The sequence below is a fragment of the Brevibacillus reuszeri genome, assembly GCF_001187725.1.
Taxonomy (GTDB): Bacteria; Bacillota; Bacilli; order Brevibacillales; family Brevibacillaceae; genus Brevibacillus; species Brevibacillus reuszeri.
Genome location: NZ_LGIQ01000016.1, coordinates 121220 through 132651 on the forward strand (window position 1 = coordinate 121220; position 11432 = coordinate 132651).

11 protein-coding genes are annotated in these 11432 nt (G+C 48.3%); 3 read left to right on the forward strand and 8 right to left on the reverse strand.

Translation table 11 applies throughout. The features are described from left to right. Positions 1–153: 153 nt before the first annotated feature. Positions 154–2433, forward strand: coding sequence for a sigma-54-dependent Fis family transcriptional regulator (locus tag ADS79_RS31175; protein WP_049742378.1), 2280 nt, complete (start codon positions 154–156; stop codon positions 2431–2433). Here ADS79_RS31175 and ADS79_RS31180 read toward each other — a convergent pair. Continuing rightward, positions 2417–3049, reverse strand: coding sequence for a nitroreductase family protein (locus ADS79_RS31180; protein ID WP_049742379.1), 633 nt, complete (start codon positions 3047–3049; stop codon positions 2417–2419). The two genes, ADS79_RS31175 and ADS79_RS31180, sit on opposite strands and share 17 nt — an antisense overlap. Positions 3050–3177: 128 nt before the next feature. Between ADS79_RS31180 and ADS79_RS31185 the strand changes: the two genes are divergently transcribed. Next, positions 3178–3933 carry a glucose 1-dehydrogenase gene (locus ADS79_RS31185; RefSeq protein WP_049742380.1) on the forward strand — a complete coding sequence of 252 codons (756 nt, stop codon included), beginning with the start codon at positions 3178–3180 and terminating at the stop codon, positions 3931–3933. Between the two features lie 378 nt (positions 3934–4311). Here the strand turns inward: ADS79_RS31185 and ADS79_RS31190 are convergent, their stop codons facing one another. The 5 genes from ADS79_RS31190 to ADS79_RS31215 form a co-directional block, all read right to left on the reverse strand. Further along, a complete protein-coding gene (locus ADS79_RS31190) occupies positions 4312–5985 on the reverse strand; it encodes a b(o/a)3-type cytochrome-c oxidase subunit 1 (RefSeq protein WP_049742381.1) in 1674 nt (557 codons plus the stop codon). A gap of 16 nt (positions 5986–6001) precedes the next feature. Further along, complete coding sequence (locus ADS79_RS31195) at positions 6002–6469, reverse strand: cytochrome c oxidase subunit II (protein WP_049742382.1); 468 nt, start codon at positions 6467–6469, stop codon at positions 6002–6004. Between the two features lie 23 nt (positions 6470–6492). After that, positions 6493–6657 carry a cytochrome c oxidase subunit 2A gene (locus ADS79_RS31200; RefSeq protein WP_049742383.1) on the reverse strand — a complete coding sequence of 55 codons (165 nt, stop codon included), beginning with the start codon at positions 6655–6657 and terminating at the stop codon, positions 6493–6495. A gap of 469 nt (positions 6658–7126) precedes the next feature. After that, on the reverse strand, positions 7127–7783 hold the full coding sequence (locus ADS79_RS31210) for a response regulator (RefSeq protein WP_049742385.1): 657 nt from the start codon (positions 7781–7783) through the stop codon (positions 7127–7129). Beyond that, on the reverse strand, positions 7758–8849 hold the full coding sequence (locus ADS79_RS31215; RefSeq protein ID WP_049742386.1) for a sensor histidine kinase: 1092 nt from the start codon (positions 8847–8849) through the stop codon (positions 7758–7760). Before ADS79_RS31215 ends, ADS79_RS31210 begins: the two co-directional genes overlap by 26 nt. A gap of 191 nt (positions 8850–9040) precedes the next feature. Here ADS79_RS31215 and ADS79_RS31220 point away from each other — a divergent pair, with 191 nt between their 5' ends. Further along, positions 9041–9565: a GNAT family N-acetyltransferase gene (locus tag ADS79_RS31220; RefSeq protein ID WP_049742387.1), complete on the forward strand. Its 525-nt coding sequence runs from the start codon at positions 9041–9043 to the stop codon at positions 9563–9565. 53 nt (positions 9566–9618) lie between these two features. On the opposite strand, the gene ADS79_RS31225 is transcribed toward ADS79_RS31220, so the two are convergent. Together ADS79_RS31225 and yunB are read right to left on the reverse strand one after the other, a co-directional pair. Next, positions 9619–10614, reverse strand: a complete 996-nt coding sequence (locus ADS79_RS31225; protein ID WP_049742388.1) for a copper amine oxidase N-terminal domain-containing protein — start codon at positions 10612–10614, stop codon at positions 9619–9621. Positions 10615–10699: 85 nt separating this feature from the next. Continuing rightward, on the reverse strand, positions 10700–11401 hold the full coding sequence (yunB, locus tag ADS79_RS31230; protein WP_049742389.1) for a sporulation protein YunB: 702 nt from the start codon (positions 11399–11401) through the stop codon (positions 10700–10702). Positions 11402–11432 lie beyond the last annotated feature (31 nt).

The window sequence follows — 11432 nt, forward strand, 5'->3', positions numbered from 1 at the left end:
GATGGGACAAGCACGAAAAATGAAACGTTGTTGCAGGTTAGAACACAAATTACAAATATTCTGATTTTTGTTATATGATAGAGATAGCTTGACCGCTCGTCCTATTCTGAGACGGCGTTCTCAAATCGCGACATGATGAAACGGAGGGATCACGTGCATATTAAGGTGGGGTTATTGTTTTCGTTAACAGGCACAACAGCGCTCACTGAAAAAGGACAATGTGATGCAGCGAGGTTGGCCATCGAAGAAGGTAGCCATGGACCGTACAAAATAGAAGCAATCATTCGTGATATTTGTTCCGATCCGAGAAAAAGTGCACGAGAAGCAGAAGCGATGGCACAAGAAGGCGTTCGAATCTTCATCGGATGCTACACATCTGCCTGCAGAAAAGCGATTCTACCGGTACTGGAAAAATTCAATTGTCTTCTAGTCTATCCCACTTTATATGAGGGACAGGAATGTCATCCAAACGTGATCTATACGGGAGAATTACCGAATCAGCAGGTGTATACGCTGCTGGATTATTTGACGCGCCACTATGGCAAACGCGTTTATTGTATCGGCACAGACTATGTCTATCCGCGCGAAACCAATCAGCAGGTGCAATCATTTTTACGTGATCGGGAAGGTGCTGTCATCAAGGAGCAGTACGTTCCATTCGGACACCAGCATTTTCAAGAGGTATGGAGCGATATTTTGTCCCAAGAGCCGGATGCTATTTTCTCCACGCTCGTTGGAAAAAGTATCATTCCTTTTTACAGAGATCAGCAGCGCCTGGGAACCAAACTCAAAAAGGTTCCTATCTTCAGCCCGATCACGAAAGAAACGGAGCTGGAAGCAATCGGCGCGGAATATGGAGCTGGCCATTACAGCTCTGCCAGCTACTTTCAATCCTTACCTACACCGGAAAATCTGGCTTTTATCCGCCGTTTTCAACAATTCACTGGCGAGAAGCGCGCGATTTCCTCCGTCATGTACAACACGTATCTTGGAACGAAGATGGTTTTGGACACGATCGTAGAGGCAAGGAGCACCAATCATCGGAAAATATATGAGCATATGAGCAAAAAAACGTTTGAGACGGCATGTGGAACGATGCTTGTTGATACAACGCACCGCCATTTGTCACGGCCTGTCAAAATCGGCAAATCCCTTTCCAACGGTCAATTTGAGATCGTCTGGGACTCTGAGCGAAATATTGTGCCACGGCCGTTTCACACAAGCAGCAGGACCTATACTCCTCTGAGTGATGTCGTGCTAAAAGCCTGGGGGAACATGAGCGAAGAAGCTGTAGTCGCCATATCGGAGCAAGGAACCGTCATCTATGTCAGCAGCAAGGCAGAACAGCTCACATCGTTTGCTCACGGACAATCCGTTACGCCTGCTATGCTGCAAGCGATGCATCAAACCTTTCTCGTTACTCCCTATGCCGAAGAGCGCTGCCAGATTTATTTAGTGAAGCCAAGAATGGCCCCTGCTGCCCCCTCACCCACTGCTTCTCGGTTTGGTGGAATCCAGACAGTCCATCCCGGCTATCAGCGAGAGCTGGAAATCGCCCGAATAGCCGCACAATCCACTGCCAACGTGCTGATTCTGGGGGAAACAGGGACAGGGAAAGAAGTAATGGCCGAATCGATCCACCGGGAAAGTGATCGCAAAAATGGTCCGTTCATTGCAGTAAACACGGCCTTATTGCCAAAAGATTTAATTGCGAGCGAGCTATTTGGATTTGTGGATGGGGCTTTTACAGGGGCGAAAAAAGGCGGGGCCATCGGAAAATTTGAGGCGGCGCACAATGGCACGATCTTTTTGGATGAAATTGGGGATATGCCACTGGAGCTTCAGGTGGTGCTACTGCGTGTGATTGAATCGAAGAAAATTGTGAGACTGGGCGAATCCAGAGAGCGAGCGATCAACGTACGGATAATCGCTGCCACGAACCGGAATCTCGCAGCAGAAATGGTCGCCAATCAATCGTTTCGTCCTGACCTGTTTTACCGGTTGAACGTCTTATCGATCACGATCCCGTCTTTAATGGATCGACCTGAAGACATCGAGCACCTCTGTCAGGAATTGATACACGAATGCTTCCTGACCTACGGAGATGGTCCTCAATCCTTTCAGAAGGAGGCGCTGCACGCTCTCGTGCATCATCCATGGCCAGGAAATATTCGCGAGCTGCGCAATGTGATTGAACGAGCTTTTCTTTTAGCCAGACAAGAAAAATCGGACATCACACCAGAGCATTTACCACCTAACATAAGAAATACCGATTCCTATCTGCAGCAGCCTGCACGCTCCAGCTCGTTGAAAAGCTTGGAGCGGCAAGTCATTGAGCAAGCTCTGCAAAAAACGAAATCGGTAACCGAAGCATCACAGTTTCTCGGTATTGCTCGAAGTACGTTATATCGAAAAATTAAAAGCTATTATTGATCACCAATTGATCCAGGCCAAAGCGAGCAGTCGGATGTGCCTGCACGCTTGCTTTTCCTACTGTCAGCATCAATGTAGGCAAATAACGGGACGGAATATTCAATTCCTTGATCAAGGCATCGCGATTGTATCCACCCATCGGGCATGTGTCATAGCCTTTTGCCTTGGCTGCAAGCATTAGCTGCATCGCTGCATATGAAGAATTGCGGATAGCTTCGTCACGAGCAATCTCCGGGTTAGACTTGTAAGCTCCCTCGATCTGCGCAATCAGCGTGTCGCGTACAGATTCATTCATATGACCATTGGCAACAGCTTCGTCATACACAAGATGTGCCGACTTGTCTGCTTCCAAATCGCCTAATATAATGATGGTGGCGTATGCGTCCACTACTTGCTGCTGATTGAATGCAATCGGGAGCAATTTTTCTTTTATCGCCGGATCAGTCACTACGAGAAAGCGCCAATGCTGCAGATTCCAGGAAGAAGGAGCACTTGCTGCCAGGCGCAGGATTTCATTCAGCTCTCCTTGTGGAATGGTTGCGGTAGGATCGTATTTGCGCACGCTATGACGTGCTTCCATCACTTGCTCGGTTGTCCATTTGAGTTCAGTTTGCATGTGTATTTATACCTCCTGCGAGTAATTGCATGTGAAATTGATGAAACTTACTTTAATATAGTTAGGAACGATTTGCAACTATATTTTTTGTGCATATGGCCCATTCTTATTGTTTGAAGGAGGATTCCATGAGATACACGGATAACATTGTCATCGTCACGGGTGCAGGTCACGGTATTGGTCGAGCTGTAGCCAGTATGTATGCCTCTAGCGGTGCTCATGTCATCATCGCCGAGCACAATCGCGAAGCTGGAGAAGCTGTTGCAAGCGAGATTAACAAGCGTGAGACTGCAGGCGGAAGTGCTGCTTTTTATCCAATCGATGTCAGTCAGCCAGTGGAAATTGAACAGCTCATGCAAACGGTATTTGATCGCCATGGCAGGCTCGACGTATTGATAAATAATGCGGGTGTGACCAAGTGGGAATCGCCTTATGATCTGACGGTAGACGCTTGGGATTCTATCATGAATACCAATCTGCGCAGTGTGTTCCTGGCATCCAGAGAGGCGGCCAAAATCATGCGCCAGCAAAAACGCGGCTTTATCGTTAATCTGACCTCAACACGTGCCCATATGTCTGAGCCACATACCGAGGCATACGCAGCCTCCAAAGGCGGGATTCTCGCTCTGACACATGCGCTTGCTGTATCCCTCGGTCCTGATGGGATTCGGGTAAATGCGATTTCACCTGGCTGGATTGAGACGGGCGTTTACTCGCTCTTACGTCCTGAAGATCATGAACAGCATCCGGCTGGTCGTGTAGGCACACCTGATGATATCTCTCGCGCTTGTCTGTTCCTGACGCAAAAGGACAATGATTTTATTACGGGAACCGAGCTTGTCATTGACGGCGGGATGACGCGCAAAATGATTTACCTCCCATAAGAAAACCTTGATCGAAGCTGCTCAAGGAGGAGCGACCGCGTTTTAGCGGAAGGTTTCACGGAAGTAATGCCGGGAGCCGCCGCTGAGGTACCTTGTCATGCACTCCGGAATTCATAAGCGTCTCGCTTATAAATTCCTAAACGTTAAAAACTAAACCAATACCCCTCCAGGTGAATATCTTGGTTATACCAAGAGATAAAGGAGGAGTAGTAGTTGCCTTTTGAAGAAGAAGATCTAAGGCTCATTGCACTCTGGTTGCTTGCTATCGGGTATCTGATTCTCGCCTTTACCGAATTGGCTGCCCTGAGTTATTGACCAAAAAGAAAGCCACTCGCTTTATTACACGAGTGGCTTTCTGCTATTTCATCCCCCAATGGATTACCACGTTTTAAATGGAGGCGAGCCCGGTGCCTGATGCTGGATTTGCTCCATAATCGGATAACCGTATGCCAGAATGATCAGGAATGCGACCAATCCGACCCATACAGGCCAACGCTCCAAAATACGCGGTACTTCTTGTTTGGTTTCTGTCTCTCCAATCGGATACTCGGTATTCCCTTTTGGAGCGTAAAAAGTCAGGTACAGCAAGATCAGAATCATGAGAATCGCTGATACAAACAACAGTCCGCCACCAAAAGCCATTACGCGTTGGTAGTCCATCCAGCCAAGTGCCAGTGGATGATCCATGTACGTTGTGTAATCTGTACGGCGCGGTGCCCCTTGCAAGCCCATGGTGTGCATCGCCAGGGACATCAGGAACATCCCTACTGCCCAAAATACGGTTTGCACCATCGCCATACGATTTGCCGTTTTGGTCAAAGTACGTCCTGTCAGTGCTGGAACCAGCCAGAAGCTGACCCCGAAGAACGTCATGGCAACTGCGGCGCCTACGGTGATATGGAAGTGACCCGTTACCCAGATCGTATTATGAACCACTGCGTTGATCTGGTTACTTGCGTTAATAATTCCCCCTGCTCCACCAGGGATAAAGAACAGCATACCGACGAATGGAGCGAAGAAGCGAACATCAGTCCAAGGCAGCTTTTTGAGCCAGCCAAACAGCCCTACTCCGCCTTTTTTACGTCCGGATGTTTCAAAAATCGCAAAGATCGAGAAGGCTGTCATCAGCGATGGAATCACAACGATCAGTGTGAGTGTTACGTGAATCATTTTCCAGCCTGCCGAGATACCTGGCTCCATCAGCTGATGGTGGAACCCAACAGGGATCGAGAACAGCAGCAGCAAAATAAAGGCGAGACGGCTGAGCGAGTCACTGAATACGTGTCCGCCGATAATTCGTGGAATACAGACATACCAAGCCATGTAAGCAGGCATCAACCAGAAGTATACGAGCGGATGTCCAAAGAACCAGAACAAGGTACGGCTAAGCATGACGTTAATCGTTGGTGTGAGTCCCAGCGACCACGGAATGAGCTGAAACAATACTTCTGCAGCTACAGGAAGCGTAGCGATAATCCACATGATATAGGTTGTCACAGCCATGAAAACAAACAATGGGGACATTTGCCCTTTGTTTTCGCGTCTCCATTTGCGATAGCTCGTAAAGACGCTGATCCCAGCAATCCAGCTACCAACTACCAGCAGCGCAGCACCGATGTAGAAGTAAGGAGAAGCTTTTAACGGTGCGTAAAACGTGTACAAAACAGATGCTTCATTTCTTAAAATGGTGACAACAGCCATCGCTGTACCGACCACCATCAAAATCCATCCAATCCAGCCCAGCTTCAGAGCTGTACCGTGCAGGGCACCACCTGTCGTACGAGCAACACCCGAGAAGATAAATCCAACGATGAAAAACGTGGTAAAAATAAGTGCCATCAATACGCCGTGCGCAGTCAAAATTTGATAGTAGTTCGTCCAGCTAGGCAGCTCTATAATGCCGCCGCGCACCATCCCTTGCAGCATTCCCGCCAATGCTGCGAGTCCAAATGCTACATACGCTACCCAGACATAAGCTAGACTCAGCTTTGCCGTCGCTGGTGCGATTGGCGCATGGGAGATCTGTGTCTCTTCTTTTCGTGCGATTACCATCCAATATCACCTACCTTTATTTCACAATAATTGTCGTCGACATCACCTGATGACCTGCCCCACAATACTCGTTGCATAGAATCAGGTACTCGCCTGGCTTATCGAATGTATACGTAGCTGAGCTGATATGCCCTGGCAATACCATGAAATTGATGTTCGTCTCAGGGATTTGGAAGCCGTGGATGACATCAGGACTGGTTACGTGGAAATTCACAGTGGAGCCAACCGCTACTTCCATTTTCGTGGGAGAGAAACCAAAAGCGAAGGCTGTCATGTAGGCGTCAAATTCCTTTTCCCCTACCTGCTTTAAGCCTGGTTTATCAAAAGGAGGTGTCTCCATTACTTTTTCCGGATCAATCATTTCCATGTTACTTGGTGGAGCCATCCCCATCGCGAATGCATTGACGCACAATAAAACGATAAACAAGGCCAATCCGCCTGCGCCAAGCATCAACCAAATTTTTTCAAATCGATGCAAATGCATAAGTACCCTCCTTCTCTATCCTCTTATGCCCGTTCCAGGAAAAGACCGAATACACCAAACCAACTGAGGAGAATAATACCTCCGACGATTAGCACGGCAGCAAACGTCCCTGTCAGGTTCTCCTCCGGCTGGGTCTTTTCTTTTTTGGATTTCTTTGTTTGACCCGAAGTGTTTGTTTGCGTCTCCATCGCGCTCTCCTCCTTTCCGAGTGCCCTTGTGGGGCGTGGTTACTTTACGCCTTCATTCTACCGCTGGGACTAGTTGGAAGTAATTCGGGGAAATCCCCTAAAATGGTCGGGGAAACTCCTGATATTCGTCGGTTTCGGACACAAGTTGGACATAAAACCCCGGGGGCGCCGAACAATAGTGGTGGGGAGGAAACGGGAGAAAACACTCCAGCTTCTTGGGACACTAGCTTGGAGGATTCACTGTACGGCTCCATTGCAAAAGCGAAACCGCGTCCAAAGTGGCGAGTTCATGAGGTCATCCCAAAGGTGGACGCTTAAGAGCGTGTTTCGCTTTTTCCATTGCGCCTCGGTTGGTGTCCCAAAGAGCTTCGTTTTTTTCTCCCGTTTCCTCTGCGAGCCGTCACTTCTGTTCGTGACTTAAAACATAAAAAAACGTCTGAAAGCATTTGCTCAGACGTTTTTAAAATATTTATTCAAAATCCAGCCAGCCTTTTTTGATCGCATATCGCACGAGATCAGGGCGTGTTCGCAGGTGAAGCTTTTCCATGATATGTGCCTTGTGTGACTCGACTGTTTTTACCGAGACGGTTAGCTGCTCGGCAATTTCTTTGTTGCTGAAGCCTTTGGCGATGAGGACGAGTACTTCCTTTTCCCGGTCGGTCAGAATTTCGTATTTCGCCTGCTCTTCACCGTTTTTCACCATCTGCAAAAATTCCTCGATTAAGGACTTCGTTGCTGACGGGTATAAATAAGCCATACCGTTGTTTACCGAACGGATGGCAGCGATCAGGTCGAGATCAGGTGCGCTTTTTAAAATATAGCCTGCTGCTCCTGCCTGGAGGACGCGAAACAAGTATTCCTCGTCATCGTGCATGGTCAAGACAAGCACTTGAATTTCCGGTGCCGTTTCCTTCAATCTAGCTGTTGCCGTCAATCCGTTTTCGCCCGGCGGCATGCTCAGGTCCATCAAAACGACATCAGGTCGGATCTCCCACGCTTTTTCACATGCTTCTTTGCCGTCAGCGGCATACGCGACAACTTCCATATCTGCTTGAGCATTGATCAACATGCCCAAACCGGATCGCACGATCGCATGGTCATCAGCGATTAACACGCGAATGGTCATCTTCTATCCCCTCCTTTGGCAACGGAATCCGTACAATTACAGTCGTACCCTCATTCGGGGCAGAACGAATATCTACCGTCCCACCGAGCAGCTGGGCACGCTCCTTCATTCCGAATACCCCCAGGCCTTTGCCTGTATGGAGTGCCTTGTCTACCTCAAAGCCGATTCCGTCATCTACGACCGTAACCAAAATTTCCTTTTCCCGGTCTTCAAATACGATTCCAAGCTGGCTCGCCTGAGCGTACTTCGCCGTATTCGTCATCGCTTCCTGAACAATCCGGTACAACGCTGTCTCCATGGCTGCCGGATATCTGCGGCGCGTCCCTTGCGTATGCAGCTCTACCTGAATGTTAAAGCTCTTCTCTACCCGTTTCATCAGAGAGCGTAGTGCCGGCAACAAGCCCAAATCATCCAGTGCAGACGGACGCAGCTCCAGCGCCATCCGCTTTACCTCTTCCATTGCTTTGGACGTCATGTGCAGCAAATCTGTTACGTGCTGCCTGATCGGATCGCTCAAATTCCCTTGCCCGACGACATTCAGGCCGACCAAAATACTGTATAGCGCCTGCCCCACCCCATCGTGAAGCTCGCGGGAGATACGCTTGCGCTCTTCTTCCTGTGCCTGAATCGCAAAATGGGTCAGCTTGCTTTGGTAGCGTTCCTTTTCTGCCCGTTGCTGTGCTGACATATCACGCAGAATCATCACCATTTTGCCGTTAGACTCCTTAGGTAGCTGCGCAGAGCTGGCTGCTACCGGGAATTCCTTGCCTTCTTTTGTGCGCAATCGCATTTCGAAAGACGGCATTTGTACCTGCTTGAAAAAGCAGTCCGTACACGTAGACTCTTCCATGCACGTTGCCATCCCGCGACATATCTCACATATGTGTCTCGTTCCAACCAGCTCTTCTTCCGTCCAGCCTGTCATCCGCTCCAACGCAGCATTGACTTTTATAATCAATCCATCACGGTCGATCACCAGGATCGCGTCACTCACGTTGGTAAAGATGGACTGAATCAGAGAAATCGCTTCATTTGACGTACCCAGCTCTTCTTTCCACGTCCCCATGGCGCTCCTCCTTGCAGACAATCATCTTAACGCTATTGTAGAGTTTACGCGCAGGAAAGTGTATCAGGGAATTCCCTTAACCTATCAGGATTCTGCCAGGCAAGAGTTGACAAAGTGGAGATTGAAATTTAGGATATTATCTAATTAGATATTTGTATAATTGCGTTTTCATCAAAAAGGAGCGACTACCCATGCCCACTTTGACGCCATTCCCTGCATCCAGCGAGCGTTTGCTCTATACTCCGGTTACCCAAGAAAATTTCGCTGAGCTTTTGACTGTCTATAATTCCAATCCTGATTACATGGAATATGCCTACGGACAACGGGCAGTCACAATCAAAGAAGTAGAAGCTGATCATGAGGAAAACCTCGGCTACGCAGATTCTTTCAGTTATTGCTTGCGGGAAGCCAGCGAAGGCTTGATTGTCGGAATCGCACAGTTTATTCTTTGCAATCCACGAGACGGACACCCTTGGCTCGGTCTGATTATGCTGCACAGCGAACACCAGAAAAAAGGATATGCCAAAGAATTTTTGGACCAGTTGATCCATTGGTACCGGGAAAACGGCTACTCTTCGCTGCACCTTGGTGTCTTGGAGAAAAATGCAGGCGTGATTCCGTTCTATGAAAAGTACGGCTTTCATGTCTATGGAGAACGCGTAACGGAAAGGCTTGGTCGGGTCATCTGTTTGTCTTATGCCCTCACCCAGGTGTAAAACGACACTGCGCACAAAAAAACGGGACAGCCTGCGCCGTCCCGTTCTCTTTCTTATTCTTCTACAATCTCTACTACGATTTTCTCAGCAACACCGATTGGCGGCAAGCTGCGAGTGAGCTTAGGACCATAGAAGGCATATACTTGCATGTCAGCTTTCAGCTCTTCCGGCTTCATTACCTTATTGTCTCTTGCACTTACGATCACGGTGTCCTTGTTAATGATCAGTGCTACTTTTTCAGGGGATGTCGCTGTCAAGCCACGACCTTCTACCAGCATTTTGTAATTACCTTCCTGGTCTTTCTCCATGCTAGCTACTTTGCCTGCTGTTCCTACTACATCTTGGGACTCCAGGCTTCCTTTTACTACAATCGTGATTGCGCCTGTTTGCGGTGGCATGCTCATCGCCATGTATTTTTGGTGAGTCGCATCAATTTCCATACCCAGCTTCAGGTCTTCTGGCTTCAGCTCTTTACCCGCAGCATCTGCGATTTTCGTATTTTCATCCAGGTGCAGAATGATTCCGGTCTGGTAACCATCGATCAGAATTGACATTCTGCCATCCTCGGTTTTATTGATGTTTGTAATTGTACCCGTACGCACTGGCACTTTTAGTTCATCCTCGTCCACGACTGTCACCGCACTATCGGATACATTTACTTCTGCTTGTAAAATCTCATCAACGAAAGCAACGGGTACATAGGTAGTGCCATTCAACAGACGCGGTTCGGCTCCCAATGTTTTGTACATTTTCGCGAACGGGTACCGATCCTCTCCTGCTTTTGCATAGCTGGAAATCGCACCTTTTTGAACCTCAGCTGCTTTTACCTGCTCATTCCAAGCTACTTTAAAGCCAAGTGACTCTGCTACCGGGCGAAGAGGAACCAGAACGGTTTGTTGCTGCTTATCAAAAATCGCAGCTTGTGCGATAGAAACTCCGTTGACGTTTACGGAAAGCTCTTTTACTGGTTCGGAGGTCGCCGATACTACGTTGGTTCCCAAAACGGCGAGTGCCGCCAATGTCATCATACCTGTACGTAATTTTTTCATGCTGTTTCATCCTCCAATATTTGTGTGTGTTTTAGTGTGTCTACTCCTTGGACGACAGCATTTCAAAAAACGTTTCAAAAAAATTTTATGGCTGTGTTTGTATCGTTGGATTCCGTGGCATCGGAACATCTGGCTTCCCGGTCGGATTGTTGTACAGATAGTTGGGAACCTTGCCGACAATTAACGCTTCGGTGATGGGAATTTCCGTGGTAACCGTCTGCTGCTTGGTGGCGAACGGAATAATAACCCGCAAATCGACCTCGACATAAATGTAGACTGTCACCAGCACCATATTGATTCCCGCCTGCTTAAGACGAGTCTCCAGTCGCGTCTTGACTGCTCCAATTGGAACAAAAGAAACAGGGATATCGGGTCCGAGATGTTCTAGGAAAACGTTCTTGGTTGCCAAGCCAAGGGGGATTGTTGTTTTGACATTCTCCTCCTCGAACTCCTTGAGACGGTTTTGAATCCGCGCTGTCGTTTCCCCGATAATTCGTGAATATTCCTTGAAATTGAAATTGACCGCCTTGATGCTGCCTTCCTCGTCTTTTTCCATGATGACGATTTCGTTGAAATCTACTCCTTGCTGGGTCAAACGTTTGGTGACAGCATCCGTAATCGCGAGCTTTGCTACCTGATCGGCCTTGGACTGCGCAATCAGCATAAGCGTTGGCTCCACTCGCTTTTCCGCAACAATGAACAGGATGAACAGCCCGATGATGACAAACAACGTGATCGCAATGATTCGTCTGCCCCTTCTATGTCTCCCCGTTCTTTTAAAGCGCACGTCTGACTTCCTTTCCCCCGTGTCTCGCTAC

Bases quoted from the DNA above. Each gene is read 5' to 3' on its own strand.
- ADS79_RS31180 (WP_049742379.1), bottom strand. From the start codon at position 3,049: ATGCAAACTGAACTCAAATGGACAACCGAGCAAGTGATGGAAGCACGT.
- ADS79_RS31185 (WP_049742380.1), top strand. From the start codon at position 3,178: ATGAGATACACGGATAACATTGTCATCGTCACGGGTGCAGGTCACGGT.
- ADS79_RS31190 (WP_049742381.1), bottom strand. From the start codon at position 5,985: ATGGTAATCGCACGAAAAGAAGAGACACAGATCTCCCATGCGCCAATC.
- ADS79_RS31195 (WP_049742382.1), bottom strand. From the start codon at position 6,469: ATGCATTTGCATCGATTTGAAAAAATTTGGTTGATGCTTGGCGCAGGC.
- ADS79_RS31200 (WP_049742383.1), bottom strand. From the start codon at position 6,657: ATGGAGACGCAAACAAACACTTCGGGTCAAACAAAGAAATCCAAAAAA.
- ADS79_RS31210 (WP_049742385.1), bottom strand. From the start codon at position 7,783: ATGACCATTCGCGTGTTAATCGCTGATGACCATGCGATCGTGCGATCC.
- ADS79_RS31215 (WP_049742386.1), bottom strand. From the start codon at position 8,849: ATGGGGACGTGGAAAGAAGAGCTGGGTACGTCAAATGAAGCGATTTCT.
- ADS79_RS31220 (WP_049742387.1), top strand. From the start codon at position 9,041: ATGCCCACTTTGACGCCATTCCCTGCATCCAGCGAGCGTTTGCTCTAT.
- ADS79_RS31225 (WP_049742388.1), bottom strand. From the start codon at position 10,614: ATGAAAAAATTACGTACAGGTATGATGACATTGGCGGCACTCGCCGTT.